The following is a 23,439-nucleotide window of genomic DNA, read 5'->3' as shown; positions in this document are numbered from 1 at the left end:
AAAGCCGGCGCCCCTTTTTCGTCAGAGGCTGGCGGCGCCGCCGATCCAGGTCTCGCGAACCCGCAGATCATCGTCCAGCAGCACCAGATCGGCGGCCTGGCCCACGGCGATGCGGCCGCGCTCGTCCTGCAGGCCCAGGAACGCCGCCGGCGAGCCCGAGGCGATCGAGACAGCGTCCTGGAGCGACAGCCCCAGCATCGACATCGCGTTGCGCACCGCGCCGATCATGTCGAGATCCGAGCCGGCCAGGGTGCCATGGGCGTCGACGCAAACGCCGTCGACGACGTGGATCTGACGGCCCTGCAGGTCGAAGCTCTTGTCGATCATCCCGACCGTAGGCATGGCGTCGGTCACCAGCATGAACCGGTCCAGCGGCCGGGTGCGCAGGGCGATGCGCAGCACCGTGGGGTCGACGTGACGACCGTCGACGATCAGGCCGCACCAGGCGGTCTGGCTTTCCAGCGCCGCGCCGACCGCGCCAGGCTCGCGGCTGGTCAGCGGCGACATGGCGTTGAACAGGTGGGTGAAGCCGCTCAATCCTGCGGCCAGCGCCTTGCGCATCGTCCCACAGGCGGCGTTGGTGTGACCGGCTGCAACAATAACACCGGCGTTCGTCAGCTGACGGATCGTATCCGGCGTCGTGGTCTCGGGAGCCAGGGTGACCAGGGTCTTGCCGACCCTCAGCGAACCCAGCAAGGCCAGGGCCGCGTCGTCGATGACCCGGAACTTGCCGGCGTCGTGGATGCCCTTGCGCTTCACATTGAGGAACGGGCCTTCGATGTGGATGCCCAGCACGCCAGGCACGCCGGCTTCGATGGCGGCTTCGGTGGCGCGCATGGCCCGATCGACCACGGTAAGGTCGTCGCTTATCAGGGTGGGCAGGAAGCCCGTGGTGCCAAACGGGCGGTGGGCCGCTCCGATGGCGGCGATCGTTTCCACCGTGGGGGCGTCGTTGAACAGCAGGCCGCCGCCGCCATTGACCTGGGTGTCAATGAAGCCAGGCACAAGCAGGCCGCCGCTCAGGTCATGCCGCGGGGCGTCGGCTGGGGCGTCGCCGGCGTCGAGGATCGCGGCAATCCTGCCGTTCTCGACCATCAGGCTCTTGCCATCGACGACGCCGGCTTGCGTCAGGATGCGGCCATTTACGAGGACTGAACGCATCAGACGGTTTCTGTCACCTTGTTGAGATGGGGCGGGCTGTCGGGGTTATAGCCGCGCGCCACCGAAAGTGCGTTGGCCATGCGATAGAAGCTCTGGATCATCAGGATCGGCTCGATCACCGGATGGGCCGCGAGGGCGGGCAGTACGCCGGCTCCCACTTCACCCGCGCCGACCAGCAGGACGTCGGCGTCGCGGGCCGTCAGGCTGGCGGCCATCTCGTCGACGCTGCCCCGGCTTTCATCGTTCTGGGCGAAGACCAGGACGGGGAAGCCGGTCTTCACCAGCGCCATCGGGCCATGCAGGACCTCGGCGGCGCTGAAGGCCTCTGCGTGCAGGCCACAGGTTTCCTTGAACTTCAGGGCCGCCTCCTGGGCGACGCCGAACCCTACGCCGCGTCCCAGCACATAGAGATTGCGCGCCAGCGTCAGACGTTCGATGGCGGGCGTCCAGTCCAGGGCCCAGGCTTCGGCCAGGCCGGCGGGCAGGGCGGCAAGGCCTTTGGCCAGATCTGCGTCCTCGGTCCAGGCCGCCACCAGCTGGGTGATGGCCGAGAGGGCGGCGATATAGGACTTGGTCGCCGCCACGCTCAGCTCGGGGCCGGCGTGCAGCGGCAGGACCTCGTCGACCAGCTCCGCCAGCGGCGAGGCGGTGTCATTGACCAGGGCGATGGTGAAGGCGCCTGCCGCCTTGGCCGCGCGCACCGAGGCCAGCAGGTCGGGGCTCTTGCCCGACTGCGAAATGGCCAGATAGAGCACCCCCTCCATGTTCTGGGCGGCGGCGTAGACCGAGCTGACCGACAGGCCGGCCGATGAGGTCAGGACGCCGGTGCGGGTCTCGATCAGATATTTGGCGAAGGTGGCGGCATGGTCCGAGCTGCCCCGGGCGCAGGTGACGACGGCGCGGGGCGGATTGGCGCGCAGACGCCGGGCGATAGCCTCGACCCGGGCGGCGTTGGCGGTCAGCTGGGCAGCGACGACCTGGGCGGCCTGACCCGCTTCCAGGAACATGCGGGTCGATTCCGGCGCCAGCAGCGCCGATGTCGCGGGGGCCTGCGGTCGGGTCAAGGTCGTGGCCTCCAAGATGTGTCTTCCTTCAGGACAGGGCGTTCAGTTCGGCGACGAAGTCATAGGCGTCGCCGCGATAGTAGGATTGGGTGACTTCCACGGCCCGGCCGTCCTTCAGGAACCCGCGTCGCTCGATGAGCAGGCCGGCGTCCTTGACGGGCACGCCCAGCAGATCAGCGTGCTCGGCGTTGAACAGAACGGCGCGAAGGCGCTGCAGGGCGCGGACGGGCCGATGCCCTGTGGCCTCGAGCGCCTCATAGAGCGAGGTTCCCACCGTTTCCGTCGAGGGCAGGGCGAAGGCGGCGACGGTGGTGTACTCGACCGCCATCGGCGCGCCGTCGGCATAGCGGATCCGGGCGAAGCGATAGACGGGCGTGCCGGGCGACAGGCCAAGCGTCAGCGATTCCTCGGGCGTGACCGAGCCTTCGCTCTTGCTGATCCACTCGCTGCGCGGAACGCGGCCGCGCGAGATCATGTCTTCGGTGAAGGACGAAAGCTTGGAGAAGCTCTTTTCCACCCGCGCAGCGACGAAGGTGCCGGCGCCCTGGCGGCGGGTCAGCAGGCCCTCACTGACCAGACCATCCAGCGCCTTGCGCACCGTGATGCGCGAGATGCTGAATTCCTCGGCCATGTCCCGCTCGGCGGGCAGGGCGTCATCGGGACCCAGGATCTTCTTGTGGATCGCGTCGCGCAGGGCGCGCTGCAATTGCTTGTAGAGGGGCGCGTGCTCAGCGCCGCCGGCGTCGAGCCTGCCAATCCGTTCCGAAAACATGGTCAAATCAGCCTCCCCCACAAATCAACGCCATCGTCTTGCCGTATCGATAACATATGACCATTTTCATACCAATAAGAACATGGTCTGCAATTGGTTTCTTTTTGGCCTTGTCATCCGATAAATTTCCGTCACAGTCTGGCTCCGAGGCCTGAGAAGTACCGCGATCTGCGGACGTCCGTAGATAATTGGTACCACATTGGGCTTGGGGTTCGGCTCCGGGCCTAGGTCCGGCGAAATGGGGAGAAGCCGAGTTATGAGAAGCTTTCACAAAATGGTCCTGACCGCGTCCGCCAGTGCTCTGGCGGTGATGGTCGCAATGCCCGCCTTCGCGCAAACCGCGCCGGCGGACGCGGTCGACGAAGTTGTCGTCACCGGCATCCGCGCCTCTCTGCAGGCGGCGATGCAGCAGAAGCGTAACTCCGACCTGGTGTCGGAAGTGGTCACCGCCGAAGACATCGGCAAGTTCCCGGACAAGAACGTCGCCGACTCTCTGTCGCGCGTTTCGGGCGTCAATGTCGTCACCGGCTCGGCCGCGGCGGGCGGTTTCGGCGAAAACGAGCGCGTCAGCGTTCGCGGCACCGATCCCAACCTCAACCTGACCCTGCTGAACGGCCACAACATGGCCACCGGCGACTGGTTCGTTCTCGATCAGACCAGCGGCGGCCGCAGCTTCAACTATTCCATGCTGCCGTCGGAAGTCGTCGGTCGTATCGACATCATCAAGAGCTCGGCGGCGAACATCCCCGAGGGCGGCGTCGGCGGTACGGTCGACGTGCACACCCGCATGCCGCTGGACCTGCCCAGCATGACGGCCAACGCCTCGGTCCAGGGTCTGTATGCGACCCGCGCCGAAAAGTGGACGCCTCAGGTTTCGGGTATGCTCAGCTGGAAGAACGAGGCCGGCACCTTCGGGGCCCTGGTCGGCGCCTTCTATCAGGAGCGTGAATTCCGTCGCGATGGCCAGGAAATCCTCGGCTATACCGAGTATCAGAACTTCGCCGGCACGGGTCAGACCGTCCTGGCGCCGAACCTGATCGGCAACGCCTTCTTCCAGCAGACCCGCAAGCGCAAGGGCGCCAACTTCGTCACCCAGTGGGAGCCGAACGAGAAGCTGGAGCTGTCGTTCTCGGGCCTCTACACCAAGATGGACGCCGACAACACCAACGTGAACCGCATGGCGTGGGTCAGCAATCTGATCTCGGCCAATACGGGTCCGGCGGGCGCGGCCGGCAATGCGCTGACCTCTTACAAGATCAGCAACGGCATTCTGAGCGCAGCGACCTGGGCGGCGACCTCGCCGAACGGGACCAAGAGCCGCGGCATGGTGCAGGATGACATCTTCCGCACCGCCCACTCGACCTCCTGGGATCTGAACCTCGACGGCGTCTATCACGCCAGCGACAACCTGAAGATCAGCGGTAACATCGGCTACACCAAGGGTGAAGGCGCCACGGACGACACCGAGGCGTGGGAAACCTACTGGGAAACCGGCATGAGCTATGAGCTCGGCGCGCCGGTCACCAAGGTCAGCTATCCCGGCCTGCCGGCCGTCGGTTCGGCCGCCTATCTGAACAACTTCTACAGCTGGTCGTGGGGCGGCAAGGTCGATAGCCCGGACGAAGAATTCTACGCCAAGGGCGACGTCGAATACACGGTCGACAACGGCTATCTGAAGACCCTGCTGTTCGGTGGCCGCTATACCGACCACACCCGCGAAGTGAACTACACCGCCTATGGCTGGGCCGGTAACGGCGTCTACAGCGGCACCTCGGGCGTCGACCTGGGCACCGTGGTCGGCAAGTCGACGCCGTCCAACTATGGTGAGGACATCGGTCTGTCGGGTCAGGGCTACGTCCTCGCGGACCGCGCCAAGGTTCTGGCCACCCTGGCCACCAACGGCGGTCGCCAGTTCGCCTATTATCCGCCGCTCAGCTTCGCGGTGCAGGAAAAGACCCAGGCCGTCTATGCGATGGCCAAGCTCGGCGGCGATCGCTGGCGCGGCAATGTCGGCGTCCGCGCCGTCCATACCGACCAGGACACCACCCAGTATTCGGGCTCGGTAACGCCCCCGACGATCACCAACCTGTTTGGCTCGTTTGGCGCCCGCAACGTCAATCGTGACTACTGGGACATCCTGCCCAGCGCGACCCTGGTCGTGAACGCCGACGAGGATGTCGTGGTTCGCCTCTCGGCCGCCAAGGTCATGTCGCGTCCGGGCTATGCCCAGCTGGCCGGCGCCTTCAGCCTGAACGACACGGCCGTCACCGGCACCGCCGGCGGCAACCCGGAGCTGGATCCCTTCCGCGCCTGGCAGTTTAACGCCGCCGCAGAATGGTATTATGGCCCGGAAGCCCTGCTGTCGGTCGGCGTCTTCCTGCTGGATATCGACAGCTACATCACCAGCCGGACCTATAAGGAGTACCACGTCACCCAGCAGACCCAGCAACGCCTGGGCGCCGGCAAGGGTGACACCTTCACGATGACGGGTCCGATCAACGGGGACGGCGGCACCAACCGCGGCTTCGAGGTCACCCTTCAGCAGCCCATCGGCGGCGGCTTCGGCTTCATCGGCAACTACACCTATTCGGACGCTCAGACCGACCTGGGCAAGCCGATCGATGGCAGCTCCAAGCACACCTACAACCTGACGGGCTATTTCGAGAACGACCTGCTCAGCGCGCGGCTGGCCTACAGCTACCGCTCGAAGTTCAAGTCGGGCACCGATCGCGGCACCGACATGTTCCAGGACAATTTCGCTACCCTGGACGGCTCGGTCAGCGTCAACGTCAACGAGACCATCGCGCTGACCTTCGATGCCCAGAACCTGCTGAACGAGAAGCTGAAGTACTTCGTGGGCACGCCTGACGTGCCGCGCGCGATCTACGACAACGGTCGCACCTTCTACGCCGGCGTCCGCTTCAAGTTCTAAGGCGCTTCGGGACTTCCGACCCCCTCTCCGGAAGTCCCGATCTTCTTCTTTCAGGCGACGATTGCATCGGGGGCGGCATGGTTCAGGATCACCTGATGACCGGTCCGCTTCGCATCGCCGCCAGATCCATCCTCCTGACCTGCAAGCCTGGAGCTAGGGCGGGGCGCACTGTCGCTCCGCCCGCTTTTTGCCGCAGCCCGTCGGCTCCCTTATCCGTGCCCGTATCCGTGAGAGCCTGTTGATGACCCTCGCCCGATCCGTCGTCGCCGCCCTGGCGTCCGCCCTGGTTCTCGCTGCCGCCGTTCCGGCCCTGGCGGGTCCGGTTGCCCTGACGCCGATGCCGGCTAGGCTCTCGACCACCGAGGGCGTCTTTCCGCTGACCGCCAAGACCCGGATCATCGTCTCCAAGGGCGATGTCGAGGCCAGGGGCGTAGCCGAGCAGCTTTCTGATCTTCTGTTTCGCGCCCGGGGCCTGAAGCCCGCCGTCGTCGAGGGCGCGCCCGCCGCCGGCGAGGCCGCTATCGTCCTGGCGCGCGGTGGCGCGACCGGCGAGGCCTACGCCCTGCAGTCGGGCCCCTCGGGCGTGACCATCACCGCCGCCAAGCGCGCTGGCCTGTTCTACGGCGCCATGACCCTGTGGCAGCTGGCCACCCAGGAAGCCGGCAAGGGTCCGGTCGACCTGCCCGCCGTGGCCATCGAGGACGCGCCCCGCTTTGGCTGGCGCGGCCTGATGGTCGACAGCGCCCGCCACGTTCAGTCGGTCGAGACCCTGCGCGGGATCATCGACGCCATGGCGGCTCACAAGCTCAACACCTTCCACTGGCATCTGGTCGACGACCAGGGCTGGCGGCTGGAGATCAAGAAGTACCCGAAACTCACCGAGCTCGGCGCCTGGCGCACTCCGGCCGGCGCGGCGGGCAAGGATCCGAAGACCGGCAAGGCCATCCGCTATGGCGGCTTCTACACCCAGGACCAGGTGCGCGAGCTGGTCGCCTATGCCGCCGCCCGCAATGTCACCATCGTGCCCGAGATCGAGATGCCGGGCCACGCCCTGGCGCCGATCGTCGCCTATCCGCAGCTGGGCGTGAACGCCAATCCGCCGGCCATCGACCGCAACAACTGGGGCATCTTCCCCTGGCTCTATAATCTCGACGACGGCACGTTCGCCTTTCTGAACGACGTGCTGGATGAGGTCATGGACCTCTTCCCCAGCGACTATATCCACGTCGGCGGCGATGAGGCCGTGAAGGACCAGTGGAAAGCCAGCGCCAAGATACAGGCGCAGATGAAGACCCTGGGCCTGAAGGACGAGCACGAAGCCCAGAGCTATTTCATTCAGCGGGTCGGCAAGCATCTGGACAAGCGCGGCCGACGCCTGATCGGCTGGGACGAGATCCTCGAAGGCGGCCTTGCCCCCAACGCCACTGTGATGTCCTGGCGCGGCCTGGAGGGCGCGATCGCCGCCGCCAAGCTGGGCCATGATACGGTGCTGTCGCCCTGGCCGCTGATGTATCTGGACAACCGCCAGAGCGCCTCGCCCGACGAGCCTCCGGGCCGTGGCCGGGTGGTCAGCCTCAAGGACGTCTACGACTTTGATCCGGCTCCCAAGGCGATGACCGAGGCTGAGCGCAAGCATGTCATCGGCCTGCAGGGTAATGCCTGGACCGAGCACATGCGCACCGACGCGCGGCTGGAGCGCATGATCTTCCCGCGTCTGGTCGCCGTGGCCGAGCGGGGCTGGTCGCCGCAGACCACCACCGATTGGGCCGATTTCAACCGCCGCATGCCGGCCGAGTTCGCGCGCCTCGACGCCCTGGGCGTGGCCTATGATGCCGTGCCCTTCGAGCCCCAGGTCAAGCTGTCGCCCGGCGAGGGCGGCAAGGTGGATGTCGCCCTGGCCTCCAGCCTGGCCATCGGCGAGATCCGCTACACGGTCGGCGGGGCCGAGCCGACCATGGCCTCGAGCCTTTATGAGAAGGCCTTGGTCCTGACGGTCAATGACAAGCTCCGGGCTCGGACGTTTATCGACGGCCGTCCCCTGGGTCGCATCCGCGACCTCAGCGTCAATCCAGACACCTTGCTCACCCGCACCGGCCACCAGCTGAAGGCGTGTAGCGACAAGCTGACCCTGCTGCTGGAAGACGACGCCCCGGTCCAGGGTGACCGCGCCGTGTTCCATGTCGACATCATGAACCCCTGCTGGATCTGGGAAGGCGCGGACCTGTCGAAGGGCGCGACCTTGACCGCGCGCATTGGCCAGGTTCCGTTCAACTTCCAGATCGGCGCCGAGCGCGAGAAAATCGCGCTGCGCAAGCCCGCCACGGCCGAGGGCGAGCTGGAGGTTCTGCTGGGTTGCGAGGGTCAGCGCATCGCCGCCATCCCCCTGGGCAAGGCCGCCCGCGAGCCTGCCCTGTCGATGATCAGCGGCAAGATCCCGGCGCGCGCCGGCCAGCACGACCTGTGCCTGATGTTTACGTCAAAGAGCGTCGATCCAACCTTCGCCATCGACCGCGTCACGCTAAAGCCGAACTAGTTTTTTCGAGAGAGTAACCCCGTGTCCAATCTCGTTCTCTCCGCGCCGCTGCAGGGCTGGATCGCGCCGCTCGACGAGACGCCCGACGCGGTGTTCGCCCAGCGCATGCTGGGCGACGGCCTGGCGATCGACCCCACGGGCTCGATGCTGCACGCGCCGTGCGATGCGGTGGTGATGACGGTGCACCGGTCCCGCCACGCCGTGACCCTTCGCGCCGCCAACGGCGCCGAGATCCTGATGCATCTTGGACTGGAGACCGTGGCGCTGGAGGGCGCGGGCTTCGAGGTTCAGGTCCGCGAGGGCCAGAGCGTCAAGGCCGGCGATCCGCTGATCGCCTTTGACCTGGACTTCCTGGCCCAGAACGTTCGCAGCCTGATCACGCCGATCGTCATCACCAATCCCGAAGCCTTCCAGATCGTGCGGCGCGAGCAGGACCGGGCTGCCGAGGTTGGTGACGTCTTGATGGAGCTGTCGCCGATCGACGGATCCGTCGCGTCGTCGGCGGTGGCCGAACTCGAGATCGGTCGTCAGGTCGTGGTGCCTCTGGTCCACGGCATCCACGCCCGGCCCGCCGCCCGCATCGCCGAAACCGCCCGCCGCTTCAAGGCTGATATCGTGGTTGTGGCCGCCGGCCGTCGCGCCAGCGCCAGAAGCCCGGTCGGCGTGATGTCGATGGCCATTCGCCATGGCGATGTGATCACCATCGCCGCCAGCGGCGTCGACGCAGACTCTGCCATCGCCGCCATCATCGCGCTTATCGCGGAGGGTATGGGTGAGGGCGGCCCGGTCGCCGCGTCCGCTGCTCTGGCGCCCGTCGAGCCGGCGGTTGAGGCTGGCCCGGCCAAACTGCCGAGGGACGGCGTACTCAAGGGTGTGCTCGCCGCGCCGGGTCTGGCCATCGGCAAGGCCGTTCGGCTGTCCTCGGCCGAGATCGTCGTGCGCGAGGCCGGCGACGGCGTCGCGACCGAGCAGGTCGCCCTGACCCAGGCGCTGGCCAAGGTGCGCGGTCGACTGGAGTTGGCCGCGTCCAAAGGCGACAAGGCGCGCAAGGCGATCCTGAGTGCGCACCTGGCCTTCCTTGAAGATCCCGAACTGGCGGCCGGGGCCCGCGCCCTGATCGATCAGGGCAAGAGCGCCGGCTTTGCCTGGCGCAAGGCGGTCGGCGGCTATGTCGACGCCCTGCGCGGCCTGGGCGACAGTCGCCTGGCCGAGCGGGTCGACGACCTGATCGATCTTGAGCGTCAGGTCCTGCGCGCCTTGACCGGCGAGGAGGAAAGCGCCGCGACCTTGGCTGCGGGCTCGATCCTGCTGGCCGACGAACTTTTGCCGTCGCAGCTGATGGGCGTCGACCCCGCCCTCGTTGCCGGCTTCTGCACGGCGCGCGGAGGCCCGACCTCGCACGTCGCCATCCTGGCCGCCGCCATGGGTATTCCGGCCCTGGTCGCGGTCGGCGCTGCGGTGCTGACCGTGGCCGACGGCGCAGCCCTGATCCTCGACGCGGATGGCGGTCAGCTGCGCGTTGCGCCCGACGCGCCGGCCCTCGAAGCCGCCCAGACCCAGCTGGCCCAGCGCCAGGAGCGCAAGGCGCTCGTCAAGGCTTCGGCGCACCAGATCTGCGTCACCAAGGACGGTGTCGGTATCGAGGTGTTCGGCAATGTCGGCTCGCTGAACGACGCCCTCGCCGCTGCCGCCAATGGGGCCGAAGGCAGCGGCCTGCTGCGCACCGAGTTCCTGTTCCTCGATCGCGAGACGCCGCCCGACGAGGATGAACAGGCCCGCCAGTATCAGGCCATCGCCTCGGCCCTGGACGGCAAGCCGCTGATCATCCGCACGCTGGACGTCGGCGGCGACAAGGCTGCGCCCTATCTGCCGATCCCGGCCGAGGAAAACCCGGCGCTCGGCTTGCGCGGCGTGCGCGTCAGCCTGTGGCGACCGCATCTGCTGAAGGTCCAGATCCGCGCCATACTCCGTGTGCGTCCTGTTGGTCAGTGCAAGATCATGGTTCCCATGATCGCCAGCCTGGACGAACTGCGCGCCGTGCGCGCCGTGCTCGACGAAGCCAAGCGCGAGATGGGCATCTCGGAACGCATCGAGCTGGGCGTGATGATCGAGACCCCGGCCGCAGCCGTCACCGCCGATCTGCTTGCCGTTGAGGCAGACTTTCTGTCGATCGGCACCAACGACCTGACCCAGTATGTGCTGGCCATGGACCGGGGCAATCCGGAGCTGGCCGCCCGTATCGACGCCCTGCACCCGGCCGTGCTGCGGATGATCGCCCAGACCTGCCAGGGCGCCGCAAAACACCACCGCTGGGTCGGCGTCTGCGGCGGCGCCGCTTCGGATCTGACCGCCGTGCCGATCCTGCTGGGCCTTGGCGTCACCGAGCTTTCGGCGACGGCCGCCGTGGTGCCGGAGGTCAAGGCCCTGGTCCGCAGTCTCGACCTCGAGGCCTGCCGCGCGCTTGCCGCCCAGGTGCTTGACCTCACCTCGCCCGAGGCGGTCCGTGAAGTCGCCAAATCGTTTCTGGCCCAGTCTTCGAATACGAGAGTCTAAGCGATGAAGTCGCCGCTCGAAGTCCTGCAGCCCCTGGGCCGCGCCCTGATGCTGCCGATCGCCGTACTGCCGGTGGCGGCGCTGCTCCTGCGCATCGGCCAGCCCGACCTGCTGGGCGCGCCTGGCCTGGCCGCCATGACCGGCGGCATGTCCTTGCATATCGCCAATGTGTTCGGCGCGGCGGGCGGGGCGATCTTTTCCAGCCTGGGCCTGATCTTCGCCATCGGCGTCGCCGTAGGTCTGGCGCGGGAGAACCATGGCGCGGCGGGCCTGGCCGGCGTGGTCTGCTACGTCATCGCCACCAAGGGCGTCGATGCGCTGATGGTCGTGCCGCCAGAAGTGACCGCGACGGTCGTCGAAAGCGCCAGGGACCTCACCATCGCCGCCTGGAAGGCCAAGGAGATCGGCAAGCTGTCGATCCCGGTCGGCATTCTCTCCGGGGTGATCAGCGGCTGGCTCTACAACCGCTACTCCAACATCAAGCTGCCCGAGTACCTGGCCTTCTTCGGCGGCCGCCGCTTCGTGCCGATCGTGGCGGGTCTGGCCGGCGTGGTCCTGGCCCTACTGTTCGGCTTCTTCTGGAGTTCTCTGGAGGCCGGCGTCGACGGCCTCAGCGGTCTTGTCATCGCCTCAGGCGATGTGGGGCTGTTCGTCTATGGCCTGCTCAACCGCCTGCTGATCGTCACGGGCCTGCACCACATCCTCAACAATGTGGTCTGGTTCATCCTGGGCGACTTCAACGGCGCGACCGGCGACCTGAATCGGTTTGCGGCCGGCGACCCCACCGCCGGGGCGTTCATGAGCGGCTTCTTCCCGGTGATGATGTTTGGCCTACCCGCCGCGTGCCTGGCCATGCTGCACACCGCCCGTCCCGAACGTCGCAAGGCCGTGGGCGGCATGCTGGGCTCCCTGGCCCTGACCTCGTTCCTGACCGGGGTGACCGAGCCGATCGAGTTTTCCTTCATGTTCCTGGCCCCGGTGCTCTACGCGGTCCATGCCGTGCTGACGGGCCTGTCGATGGTGATCATGAACCTGCTGGACGTGAAGCTGGGCTTCGGCTTCTCGGCGGGCCTGTTCGACTATGTGCTGAACTTCAACAAGGCCACCCGGCCGCTGATGCTGATCCCGGTGGGGCTGGTCTATGGCGCGCTCTATTACGGCGTCTTCCGCTGGGTGATTGTCCGCTTCGACCTGAAGACCCCGGGCCGCGAGCCCGACGACGCCATTGCCGCGCCGGTCGCGGCCTCGGCCGGCGGACGTGGCGAGGACTTCCTGATCGCCCTGGGCGGCGCGGCCAATCTCGCCTCGGTGGATGCCTGCACGACCCGTCTGCGGATGGTGGTGACGGGGCAGGGCGTGGTTGATGAGCCGCGCCTCAAGGCCCTGGGCGCGCGCGGCGTCGTGCGACCCTCGGAGCGCGCGCTGCAGGTGGTGCTGGGTCCGATCGCCGACCAGGTGGCGAGCGAGATCCGCGCGGCCATGGGCAGCGCCGTCGCCAGGACCGCCGCGTCGACGCCGCTCGTCGCCGCGCCCGCTGTGGCGGGTGACAAGGCGCAGGCCGAGCGTTTGGTCGCGGCCCTCGGCGGTTTGCGCAATATCGAGAGCCTGAGCAGCTGCACCAGCCGCCTGCGGGTGGTGGTGCTCGACCCTCTGGCCATAGACGAGGCGGCGCTCAAGGCCCTGGGCGCGCGTGGCGTGGCCCGGATCGGAGAGCGGACAATCCACGTGGTTATGGGACCGCAGGCCGATGCGCTAGCCGAGGCGATCAGGCTGTTGCGGGCATGATCGTGACCCGCCGAGACACGGTGATGGGCGTTGCCGCCGCCCTCACCATGCCGGCCCTGGCCCGCGCCGCCGACGCGACGGCTTGGCTCAATCCGCCAAAGGCCTGGAAGACCACCAGCGCCGGCCTGACAATGCAGGCCGAGACCGGATCCGATTTCTGGCGCAAGACCCTCGCCAAAGACGCGATCATGGACAGCGGTCACCTGTTCTTTCGCGAGGTCTCCGGCGACTTCGTAAGCACCGTGACGGTGGAGGCCGACTACGCCGGGGACGCCGACCAGACCGGTCTGATGGTTCGCGCCGATGCGGCGAACTGGATGAAGACCGGGGTGGAATGGCTGCACGGCAAGCTGAACTCGGCCACAGTCTTCACGCGCGACTGGTCGGACGGCTCGGTCGTTCCGCTGCCCGGCTGGACAGGGCCGATCCGTTTCCGGGTCAGCCGACGCGGTCCGATCCTGGCCTGCGCCTACGCCAAGCCGGGCGAGGCCTTCGTCGATGTGCGCCTGGGACATCTGGCCATGGGCAAGACGGTGCAGCTGGGTTTGACCGCCTGCGCGCCGTTCGGAAAGCCGTTCGAAGCGCGGTTTAACGACTGGACGGTCGAGACGCCTCAAGCCTCGTAGCCGAGGTCCCCGATTACTTCGGCCAGCGCCTTGATCTGCGGCGTCAACGGCTCGCGATACTGCCGCCACCGCCCGATCGAGCGGTCGTTCAGCGGCTCGCTGACCTGAGCGTAAGACGGCGTTGGCGCATAGCGGCGGTTCTCGTGGAAGCGAAGGCAGGCCGGCTCGAACGGCAGGTCGAGATGATCCAGGAGCCGCCGCGTCCAGGTCTCCTGGTCGGCCACCAGGTCCTCGTAGCGGACCCCCAGCGCCGTATCGTCCAGCGCCTTCGCATAGCGTCCCGTCAAGGCGTGGACGGCCCGCATGTGCGTGGCGATGTCCTCGATCCGATAGCCGCAGAACTCGCCATGGGTCAGGTTGTGCGACAGCATCGACACAGCCGTATCCAGCGGGTGGCGGATCATGCGGATCAGCTTCGCCTGCGGGAAGGCCGCGCGGATCACCGGCGTCCAGACTTCGCTGAGCGGCATCTTGTCGGTGAACAGGGGACTGCCGGCGTCCATCAGCCCGAACGCTCTGGCGCGGTCGAGATAGAGATCGCGCAGGGCCTCGGCGACGCCGGGCGTCCACAGCGCCGAAAGGCCGCCAAACTGGCTCTCCAGCGCCGAGACCATCTCGGTGACGAACGGCAGCTCGCCGCCGGCCGCGATCGCCGAATGGCTCGACAGGATCTGCTCGACCAGGGTGGTGCCCGAACGCGGAAACCCGAACACGAACACCGGCTGCGGTCCCTCCCGCAGCGCCGCGCCGGGTAGGGGGGCGCGTGTCTCGACCAGCCGGGCCATGGCGTCGAACTCGCGGGTCACGGCGCCGCCATTATAGGCCAGGCCGTCACGCGCAGCCAGCCGGGCCTTGCCCTCGACGAAGTCAGCGAAGGCCTCGGCGGGACGTCCCAGCCTTTCCTTCAGCCGCCCGCTTTCCAGCAGGGCGTCGCCGCCGATGCGACCGGGGACGGCCTCGATCACGGCCAAGGCTTCGGCGTGGCGATGCTCGCGGCCCAGCTGCACGGCGCGGCGCAGGGTGACGTCGAACCCCGCCGCTGCGGCGCGGTCCAGCAGGGCGCGGCTGGCGGGCAGGTCGCCCATGGCCTCGCGCAATCGAGACCAGTGGGCCAGGGTCGCGCCGTCACCCGGCGCCAACTGGTCGGCGCGAGCCAGCAGGGGTTCGGCCGCCTCAAGCTTGCCCTGCTCGATCAGGTTGGCGGCCAGGGCTGTCTGGGTGGGCGGATGGTCGCGCACCAGGGCCAGGGCGCTCCGGAACGCCGCCTCGCCGCCGGGCAGGTCGCGCCGCTCGGTCAGCAGGGTTCCCAGCATGGCGAGGGCCTGGGGGTTGCTGGCGTTCAGCGCCAGGCCAGCGCGGACGACGGTCTCGGCCTGGGCCTTGCGGCCCAGCCCCGCCAGCAGGATCGCCAGGTCGTCGCGCGGCCAGTCCAGGGTCGGCGAGAGGGCGATGATCCGCTCCAGAAGGCTGACGGCTTCGACCGCCTGTCCACGCTGCTGGCAGACCAGGGCCAGGATCTCCAGGGCGTCGATGTCATTGGCGGCCTCTGCCAGCCGCCGCCGTGCGGTCGCCAGAGCCGGTTCGACCTGGCCCCGATTGAGTAGGTCGCGCGCCTGGGCGATGAGGGGATGGGGCAGGGCGATGGCCGACATAAGGGTCAGGCAGACCGCTGGAACACGTGCAGCGTTCCCCTGACGGGCGCGGTGCCCTCGTGGCGCAGGGCGATGGGTTCTTGATCCAGCAGCGCAAACTCAGGGCCCGCCGCCTGGGCGACATAGTCGTCCGCGTGTGAGAAGCGTCCGGAGCTCAGCAACGTCCAGCCTTCCGCCCCCACCTCGGTGCTCAGGGTGAAAAAGCCACCCGGGCGCAGCGCCTTGCCGGCGGCCCGGAACAGGTCCGACAGGTCGCCGAAATAGATCACCATGTCGGCCGCGAAGACCAGGTCGAGGGCTGCCGGGTGCTGGTCGAGGAACGCGACGGCCTCGGCCTGGACCAGCAGGTCATAGCCGCCGCGCGCCCGTGCCCTGTCCAGCATGCCGCCGGAGAGATCGACGCCGGTCAGGCGACCGCCAAAGCGCGCAAGGGCGGGGGCCGACAGTCCGGTGCCGCAGCCCAGGTCGAGGATCTCGGCGAACTGTCCGGCATGATCTTCGATCAACTGCGCCATCCGCTCGGGCGCGCGATAGTTCAGCAGATCGACCAGCTGGTGGTCGAAATTCTCGGCGAAGCTGTCGAAATGCGCCTCGACATAGGCGGCCGGCGCGCGATCGACCGCCGCCCCGCTGACCGCCTGCAGCAGATAGGCCTGGATCTGATCGTCCGGGCTTCTGGCCAGTCGCCAAGCGCCGACCGCCGCCGCTGCGGGGGCATGTCCAAAGACGCCAAGGATCGCAAAGGCCTCTCGGGCGATGACCTCGATATCCTCGGCCTCATCGCCGGCCAGGGCGGGATAGCGTGCCAGGGCGTCGTCCACAGAGCCCTGGATCATGCTGGCGAAGGTGCGGGCCCGGGCATGGGTCAGGCGGGCGTTGGTCGCCAAAGGTTCCAGGGCCGCCGCGCGTTCGAAGGCTTCCGCGCACCCACTGAAATCACCGGTCATGTAGAGGCCCTGGGCCAGGCAGGCGTGCCAGATCGCCGGCGCGTCTGGCGTCGCGGCCGCCTGCCGAAGAGGCATGACGGCGTCACCGAAGTCTCGCGTCGCCATATGCGAGAGGCCAAGGCCCAGCATCGCCTCGCCCAGCGTCGGGTCGATCGACAGCGCGCGACTGAAAGCCTCGCGCGCTTGGGGGTGCAGACCCTGGTTGCTGGCGATGACCGCCTGCTGCAGCCAGTCCTCGGCGCTGATCTCGTCGGTCACGCAAGCCTCTGCATTGGGCGGTGTCTGCCTCAGGCGTCCTGGCCCGCGTGGGTCGCGAACCGGGAGAATCCTAGAGGTCTCCGCTTCCAAAGCAAATCGCAAGGATCGGCGAAGGCCCGGACGATCTGGGCCTCTCGCTGAATCAAGCTAGTCTGGGACATAAGGGCTGGATTGGACCAAGATATTGGCCAGCGGAATTCAAGGCAGCGAACGGATCATGACGAGCACAACGCCCCCCATCGATCTTGCGGATCCGGGCGCTAACCTCCGCGAGGCGGTCCGCCTGCATCGACTGGGCCAGATTGACGTTGCGGAGAGCCACTACCGGGCTGTCCTGGAGAGACTTCCTGCCGAGCCGGACAGTCTGCACAATCTTGGCCTGATCTTGCAGGCGCGCGGTGATTTTGCGGGGGCAATGGGCTTGTGGAAGGCCTGTGTCGACCAAAACCCCCAGCGGCCAGGAACTTACAACGCCATGGGTGGGTTGTTGGCCCGGCTGGGGCGCCTGGGCGAGGCTCTGGCGGCGCATGAACGGGCCTTGGTGATTGCACCCGAGGATGTCGACGCCCTCAATTCACGCGGTAATCTGCTGGTGCGTGTTGGCCGGAGCCTCGAAGCGCTTGCCTCATACGACCGGATCATAGCGATCAAACCCGACTACGCGCGGGCCTACCTCAACCGAGCGGGGCTTTTGTCGATGCTGGGTCGATCCGCCGAGGCAGTGGCGAGCTGCCGGAGTGTTTTGCGGCTCGAGCCGCAAAACGACGCGGCGCAAAGTCTGAAATTTCGGGAACAACTCAAGATCTGCGACTGGTCCGACTACGGCTCGACCGCTGCGGCGCTTGAGCAGCGCATACTGACGGGAGCCGACGTCGACCTGCCACACGCCATGCTGGCCTATTGCGACGATCCCGAGGCGCAGCGGATCTGCGCGGAAACCCATCTGCGCAAGCGTTTCCAGACCCCGTTTCAGCCGCTGTGGAGCGGCGAGATCTATCGCCACGACAAGATCCGCGTCGCCTATGTTTCGTCGGATTTCCGCAATCATCCCGTCGCTCATCTGATTGCAGGCCTGCTTGAGCGACATGACAGTGAGCGCTTCGAGATTACCGCCTACGCGCTTGGACCAAGATTGGACGACGCGTATCGACAGCGTATCCAGGCCGCCTTTTCGACGTTTCACGATGTCGCCCAGGTCAGCGACCTGGAGGTTGCCAGGATGATCAGGTCGTCCGAGACAGACATCCTTGTCGACCTCAACGGTCTGACCGCCAATTGCCGACCCGGAATCTTCGCCCATCGCCCCGCCCCGATCCAGATCAACTATCTGGGCCATCCAGGAACCCTGGAAAGGGGCCTGGCGGACTACATTCTGGCGGACGCCATCGTTGCGCCCCGGGGCGCTGACGTGACTTTCAGCGAACAGCTGATCCGCTTGCCGCACTGCTATCAGGTCAATGATGACGGGAAGGGGATCTCAAGCCACACGCCCTCCCGAGACGCGGCGGGCCTGCCGCGAGAGGGGTTCGTGTTCGCGTGCTTCAACGCCAACTACAAGATCAATCCACCAGTTTTTGACGTCTGGATGCGCTTGCTGAGCGCGGTTCCGGGCAGCGTGCTGTGGCTTCTTGAAGCTCATGAAGCCGTGGTCCGCAATCTGCGCGCCGAGGCCCAGGCAAGGGGTATCTCGCCCGATCGCCTGGTGTTCGCGCCCAAGGTCGCGCTGGAGGATCATCTTGCGCGCCACAAGCTCGCGGATCTCTTCCTCGACACCTTGCCCTACAACGCCCACACGACGGCCAGCGACGCCCTTTGGGCGGGCTTGCCTCTGGTCACCTGCGCGGGGCGAGGTTTCGCCGCACGCGTGGCCGCCAGCTTGCTGAACGCCCTGGAACTCCCCGAACTGGTGACAGAGCGCCTCGAGGCCTACGAGGCCCTTGCGCTCGACCTGGCGCGCGATCCAGAACGACTGGCGGTCCTGAGAGACAAGTTGTCGACCCTGATCAAAACGACGCCGCTATTCGACACTGATCTTTCCCGCAAACACATCGAGGCCGCCTTTATCGGCGCCTGGGAGCGCTATCAACGCGGCGAACCCCCAGCAGCTTTTGATGTGGCCTCATAAGCATCGCCTGCCCGACGAACCGAATCGCCGGCCGCGACTGTCTTTGAGGGAACATGTCGGAGGGCCGGCTTGATCCCGGGCCGTCTCAAACGGCTCACTCCTGCGGCGTTAGCAGGTTTGGATCGATGAACTGGCGAGGAATGCCCGGGCCTGCGAAATAGGCGCCCAACCAGGCGCCGCCGCCGCCGTTGAACCATTCCACCCTGATCGCATGCTTGCCAGGCTGCAGGTCGATATTGCCGTTGGCCGTAACCACACCGTGGTCGCCATCGTTGTCGACCACCTGTTTGCCATCGATATAGAGCTTGCTGCCGTCGTCGGAGGCGAGGGCGAAGCTGTAGGCGCCTGCCGCCGCGATATGGAGATACCCTTCGAAGACCACGGCTACGCTGTCGCCTCGCGGGAGCGTCAGGCCGTCGATGGTCAGTTCATGGGATGTGCCGGCGGTTGCGGGCTCGAGCCGGGAGAAATCGGGCAGCCGCACCGGCGTTTCCGGCAGCAGATACACCTTGTAGTTCACGCCGCGCGCCTCGGGACCTTTCAGGTCGAGGATGCGGAAGTAGCCCGTGGCGGGAACGCTGGCGGCCTGGCCGGAGACGAACAGCGTGGCCCGCACGATCGTGTTGCGGGCGATCTCGACCGGGCCCTTGTAAAGCGGGGATCCGACCGTGGGGGTCGAACTGTCCAGCGTGTAGCGGACCTTTCCCGTGGCGTTGGGGTTGCGGATGGTCATCTTGGCCGGTTGGTTGATGAACAGCCCGCCTGCAGGCGCATTTCCGTCGCCTGCCGGTTCGATAACTGGCGAGGCGTAGAAACTGCTGGAGCGATAGGCTTGTTCGGGCGCCTTTTCGCCCTTCAGGATCGGCGTCACGGCGCGCCCTAGCCAGGCGAAGGGGATCTTGGCGCCCAGCAGCCAGGCGACGGTGGCGGGGGTGTCGAACGTGTTGATGGGCAGATCAAGCTGGCCCGGGTTGATGTCCTTGCCATAGGCAATCCAGGGAATTTCAAGTTCAGCCAGGCTTTCGCCGCCGTGCCCTTTGCCCACGCCGCCATGGTCGGAGGTGACCAGGATCACCGTCTCGTCCGCGATGCCGGCCTCGACCGTGGCCTGGCGGATTCTTTCGATCAGCTTGTCGGCATTGGCCACGGCCTCGTAAAACAACGGCGTGCCATGGCCATGGGCGTGTCCGGCGTGATCGACATGATCCAAATGCACGAAGAGGAACTCAGGCCGCTTGGTCTTGATGTAATCGACCGCCAGTGCGGTGGTTTCGTCCTCATCCTTGCCGTGGACGTCATAGTCCAAGAACCGGTGGTCGTAGAGGTTGCCGAACCCGTCCCAGTTATAGATCGAGCCTAGTTCCCATTCCGGATTCTGGTCTTTGAGCACCTGGAAGATGGATGGGAAGAAGCCCCCGGAACCGGTCACCGAAGCGGGAAAGTTGAACTCGCCCACCTGCCAGTCGTTGCTCGTCACGCCATGCTGCTCTGGTCCGGCGCCACCGATGATGGATGCCCAGTTGGCGCCGCTCGTGGTGGGCAGCACGCCGCGGGCATGCATGCTCCAGCTGCCGCGCTTCATCATGTCGTGCAGGGTGGGGGTATCGGCCTTCATCACGCCGTCGGGGCTCAGGGCGTCCACGCCGATGATGATCACATGGCCTGTCTTCCGCGCCTCGCCGGCATAGGCGCCGGCCGCGCCAGCCATGCTGGCGAAGAGCGCAGCGAGAAGCGGGATCACCCGGATCAGATTCTTCATAACGCACTCCAGAAATCAGGGCTGGGGATGGGAGGTGCAGCCAGCGCGAAGGTAGGCGTGGCGGCGGCGTCGATCAGCGCGCCAGCGCCGGCGCGGCTGCGCCTCGTCGCCGCCGGCCGCGATGGTCCGCGCCTTGGCGGCAAGGCCTTCAGGGCCCGCTTATCTGTTGGACTCATGCTGCGATCGTCCAACGACTGATTATTGGTATAGACCAAATATCACGTGAAGTTGGCAGTTTTGCGACTGTGCGCCGTTGGCCAAATGAGCAGCGAAGTCTGGGCGTTCAGGGGCGTCAAGGCGCCGGGCGAACGGGCCGATGGAGCGCTCACCGCCCTCTAAAGTCATCCCTGTAGGGCCATAATCGACCTGACGTGCGGCGCAGAATGGACGAATTGCGCCGTGCGGAGCGGCGCTGTCACGCGGGTGTCGTCGCTCGCTGCTTTAGTCTGACTGGTTCATACCAGTTGGGGCGAAGGACACTCATGTTTAAGCGATATCCTGCTCGGGCCACGCGCCCGCATCTCAAGAGCTTTTTGCTGGCCACCGTTGCGGTGCTGGCTGCTGGAGCGCATTCATCGGCCGCGCTCGCGCAGCAGGCTTCTGGCGATCTGGTCGACGAAGTTGTCGTCACCGGCTACCGCAAGTCGCTCAGCGACGCCCGCGCCATCAAGAGGGATTCGGTCATCCAGAAGGACGTGATCGTCGCCGAGGACATGGCGAAGTTCCCGGAACTCAACCTGGCTGAATCGCTGCAGCGCCTGCCGGGCGTTCAGATCACCCGGGAAGCGGGCGAAGGCCGGCGGATCTCGCTGCGGGGCCTGGGTCCAGATTTCGCCCGCGTGCAACTCAATGGCATGGAAGTGCTGGGTAACGTCGACTCCGCCCAGGACAGCCGCGGCCAGCGTTCGCGCGACCGCGCCTTCGACTTCAACATTTTCGCCTCGGAACTGTTCTCCCGCGTGGAGGTCGAAAAGACCTTCCAGGCGGCCCAGAACGAGGGCGGCATGGCCGGTACGGTCGGCCTGTTCACCGGCAAGCCGTTTGACTACGCGTCGGGGTCAAAGGGCGCAGTGTCGCTCAAGCTCGGAACCAACGAATACACCGAAGACGCCCAGCCGCGCATTGCGGCCTTGTTCAGCCAGAACTGGGACAACAAGTTCGGCGTCGCCTTCTCGGTCGCCTACAGCAAGCGCCAAACGACCGAACAGGGCCACAACACCTACAACTATTCGCGCCCCAGCGCGGGAACCCTTCAGGGCCTGGTCACCAAAGGCCTGAACATTTCCAAGCTGAGCACGGCGCAGCAGGCCAAGTTCCTGTCGGGCGATCTCTATTTTGCTGACGGCAACCGCATATCCTCGTGGAATTCCAAGCAGGAGCGTCTGGGCCTGACGGGCGCTGTGCAGTGGCGTCCGATGGACAACCTGCTGCTGACGCTTGATGTGCTGCACGGCGAGTACACCACGCATCGCGACGAACTGCACCTTGCCACGCGGCCGCTCGCATCGACCGGGTCGGTCGCGTTCGACACCGTCGCCAGCACGGTCTGGCCGAGCGCCTTCCAGAAGGCGTCCGTCATCAACAACCTGGCCTGGGACAACAGCAACTACGTGACCCTGACTGATGTCACGGGCACCACCTTCGGCAGCGAGCATCGCCGCTCGCTGAACGAAAACCGCTTCGACCAGGTGGCGCTGACCGGCAAGTGGGACCTCACCGATCGCCTCACGATCGACGGGCATGTCGGCTACGAGAAGTCGACCTATGAGACGCCCTCTGACGACAAGCTTTATATGCGCGCCAAGGGCAATTTGATTGCCAACTATGGCAGCGATGGCCGGTCGGCGACGTTCTCCTACCCGAACTTCGACGCCACAAATCCTGCCAACTACGCGATGGACTCCTTCTACTATCGCGGCTTCAACAATCAGTCGGAACTGCAGGAAGGCGTGCTGGACGCCCAGTACGTGCTGAACGAGGTTTGGACCCTGCGGGCCGGCGTGGCCTACCACAAGTTCACGCAAGGCGGCCGGGACCTGTTCTATGACGACAACGTCAATGGAACCCGGACCAAGATGCGCGGGACGGCCGTTGCCGACGTCACCTCCGTGTTCACCAACGAGTTCGGCTCGTGGCTGGTCGGCGACTACGCCAAGGCCTTTGCGAAGTACAACGAGTACCACCGCTTTGGTCCCAACAAGGACGGTACGGGCGGCGCGCTCCAGGACATCGAGAACGTCTACGAGACCTCGGAAAAGACCGTCTCCGAGTATGTGCAGGCGGACTGGGATACCGACCTCTTCGGCAAGCGCTTCCGCGGTAACATCGGCCTGCGGGGCTATCAGACCGACACCCACAGCACCGGCTGGATCCAGGGCGACAGCTACGCCTATCTGGGCACGACGGACGTCGAGGGCAGCTACTCAGGCGTGCTGCCGGCCATGAACTCGGTGCTGGAGCTGACGCCGGACGTGCTGGTGCGCTTCTCCGCCACGCAGAACCTCAACCGTCCAGGCCTGGGGTCGATGGCGGCCAAGGGCAGCGCGTTCCAGAATTCGGATAGCGGCGACATCTCGGCGTCGCGCGGCAATCCAAACCTTGAGCCCTACAAGGACAACACGCTGGACTTCGCGGCGGAATACTACTTCGGCGTGGACGGCCTGCTCTCGGCCAGCGTGTTCCAGAAGAGCATCAAGAACTTCATTGGCTCGAAAACCCTCGAGAACGTCCCGTTCAGCCAGACTGGCGTCCCGTTCACCACGATCCCGGGCGCCACGGCCAATACGATCGTCAAAGAGTTCTCGATGCCGGTCAACATCACCGGCACCAAGAAGCTGACCGGTGTGGAACTGGCCGCGCAGGGCCAGTTCTCGTTCTTGCCGGCGCCGTTCGACAAGCTGGGTGCGGTGGCCAACTACACCTATGTGGACGCTGACGAGGCGCTCACCGGCATCTCGAACACCAGCTATAACGCCACGCTCTACTACGAGACCGCGCGCTGGGGTGTCCGCGGGTCGATGAGCCACCGCAATCGCTGGTTCTCCGGGAACAGCGACAGTGTCATGAGCGCCAGCACGCGCGGCTTCGAGGGGTCGACCTATGTGGACGCCTCGGCCTTCCTGAACGTCACCGATCAACTGCAGCTCACGCTGAACGGGATCAACCTGACGAACCAGGAGGACACGCAGTTCTGGGGCCAGAACCAATATCTCTACAACCAGAACCAGAGCGGTTCGACCTACATGGTTGGGCTTAGCTACAAGTTCTAAGGC

At 66.2% G+C, this 23,439-nt stretch carries 14 protein-coding genes; 7 read left to right on the top strand and 7 right to left on the bottom strand.

Annotated elements, in window-relative coordinates; translation table 11 throughout:
* Positions 1 to 21: 21 nt before the first annotated feature.
* The 4 genes from nagA to ACN2C8_RS15490 all read right to left on the bottom strand — a co-directional run bounded on the left by nagA (position 22) and on the right by ACN2C8_RS15490 (position 3,132).
* Positions 22 to 1,161: an N-acetylglucosamine-6-phosphate deacetylase gene (gene nagA, locus ACN2C8_RS15505; RefSeq protein WP_419252921.1), complete on the bottom strand. Its 1,140-nt coding sequence runs from the start codon at positions 1,159 to 1,161 to the stop codon at positions 22 to 24.
* Complete coding sequence (locus ACN2C8_RS15500) at positions 1,161 to 2,240, bottom strand: SIS domain-containing protein (protein WP_419252920.1); 1,080 nt, start codon at positions 2,238 to 2,240, stop codon at positions 1,161 to 1,163. The genes nagA and ACN2C8_RS15500 overlap by 1 nt, the downstream gene beginning before the upstream one ends.
* Before the next feature lie 13 nt (positions 2,241 to 2,253).
* Positions 2,254 to 2,997 carry a GntR family transcriptional regulator gene (locus ACN2C8_RS15495; protein WP_419255893.1) on the bottom strand — a complete coding sequence of 248 codons (744 nt, stop codon included), beginning with the start codon at positions 2,995 to 2,997 and terminating at the stop codon, positions 2,254 to 2,256.
* A 66-nt stretch (positions 2,998 to 3,063) separates the two neighbouring features.
* On the bottom strand, positions 3,064 to 3,132 hold the full coding sequence (locus tag ACN2C8_RS15490; protein WP_419255892.1) for a hypothetical protein: 69 nt from the start codon (positions 3,130 to 3,132) through the stop codon (positions 3,064 to 3,066).
* A gap of 139 nt (positions 3,133 to 3,271) precedes the next feature.
* Here ACN2C8_RS15490 and ACN2C8_RS15485 point away from each other — a divergent pair, with 139 nt between their 5' ends.
* The 5 genes from ACN2C8_RS15485 (at position 3,272) to ACN2C8_RS15465 (ending at position 13,426) form a co-directional block, all read left to right on the top strand.
* Positions 3,272 to 5,929: a TonB-dependent receptor gene (locus tag ACN2C8_RS15485; RefSeq protein WP_419252919.1), complete on the top strand. Its 2,658-nt coding sequence runs from the start codon at positions 3,272 to 3,274 to the stop codon at positions 5,927 to 5,929.
* A 241-nt stretch (positions 5,930 to 6,170) separates the two neighbouring features.
* Positions 6,171 to 8,462, top strand: a complete 2,292-nt coding sequence (locus tag ACN2C8_RS15480) for a beta-N-acetylhexosaminidase (protein ID WP_419252918.1) — start codon at positions 6,171 to 6,173, stop codon at positions 8,460 to 8,462.
* A gap of 21 nt (positions 8,463 to 8,483) precedes the next feature.
* Positions 8,484 to 11,015, top strand: a complete 2,532-nt coding sequence (ptsP, locus tag ACN2C8_RS15475; RefSeq protein WP_419252917.1) for a phosphoenolpyruvate--protein phosphotransferase — start codon at positions 8,484 to 8,486, stop codon at positions 11,013 to 11,015.
* 3 nt (positions 11,016 to 11,018) lie between these two features.
* The gene (gene nagE, locus ACN2C8_RS15470; protein ID WP_419252916.1) at positions 11,019 to 12,800 is read left to right on the top strand and encodes an N-acetylglucosamine-specific PTS transporter subunit IIBC; all 1,782 of its coding nucleotides are present in this window, start codon (positions 11,019 to 11,021) and stop codon (positions 12,798 to 12,800) included.
* A gap of 2 nt (positions 12,801 to 12,802) precedes the next feature.
* A complete protein-coding gene (locus ACN2C8_RS15465) occupies positions 12,803 to 13,426 on the top strand; it encodes a DUF1349 domain-containing protein (RefSeq protein ID WP_419252915.1) in 624 nt (207 codons plus the stop codon).
* Here ACN2C8_RS15465 and ACN2C8_RS15460 read toward each other — a convergent pair.
* Together ACN2C8_RS15460 and ACN2C8_RS15455 are read right to left on the bottom strand one after the other, a co-directional pair.
* Positions 13,414 to 15,078, bottom strand: coding sequence for a sulfotransferase (locus ACN2C8_RS15460; RefSeq protein WP_419252914.1), 1,665 nt, complete (start codon positions 15,076 to 15,078; stop codon positions 13,414 to 13,416). The genes ACN2C8_RS15465 and ACN2C8_RS15460 overlap by 13 nt on opposite strands.
* A gap of 5 nt (positions 15,079 to 15,083) precedes the next feature.
* The gene (locus ACN2C8_RS15455) at positions 15,084 to 16,283 is read right to left on the bottom strand and encodes a methyltransferase domain-containing protein (RefSeq protein WP_419252913.1); all 1,200 of its coding nucleotides are present in this window, start codon (positions 16,281 to 16,283) and stop codon (positions 15,084 to 15,086) included.
* A 184-nt stretch (positions 16,284 to 16,467) separates the two neighbouring features.
* Here ACN2C8_RS15455 and ACN2C8_RS15450 point away from each other — a divergent pair, with 184 nt between their 5' ends.
* Positions 16,468 to 18,408, top strand: coding sequence for a tetratricopeptide repeat protein (locus ACN2C8_RS15450; protein ID WP_419252912.1), 1,941 nt, complete (start codon positions 16,468 to 16,470; stop codon positions 18,406 to 18,408).
* 94 nt (positions 18,409 to 18,502) lie between these two features.
* Here ACN2C8_RS15450 and ACN2C8_RS15445 read toward each other — a convergent pair whose 3' ends face one another.
* Positions 18,503 to 20,065, bottom strand: a complete 1,563-nt coding sequence (locus tag ACN2C8_RS15445) for an alkaline phosphatase family protein (RefSeq protein WP_419252911.1) — start codon at positions 20,063 to 20,065, stop codon at positions 18,503 to 18,505.
* A 584-nt stretch (positions 20,066 to 20,649) separates the two neighbouring features.
* Between ACN2C8_RS15445 and ACN2C8_RS15440 the strand changes: the two genes are divergently transcribed.
* Positions 20,650 to 23,436, top strand: coding sequence for a TonB-dependent receptor (locus tag ACN2C8_RS15440; protein WP_419252910.1), 2,787 nt, complete (start codon positions 20,650 to 20,652; stop codon positions 23,434 to 23,436).
* The last annotated feature ends 3 nt before the right edge of the window (positions 23,437 to 23,439 follow it).

This window comes from Caulobacter sp. ErkDOM-C, assembly GCF_048541825.1.
GTDB lineage: Bacteria > Pseudomonadota > Alphaproteobacteria > Caulobacterales > Caulobacteraceae > Caulobacter.
The sequence above is the reverse complement of the archived record's forward strand: the minus strand, read 5'-3'. Positions and strand labels throughout refer to the sequence as shown.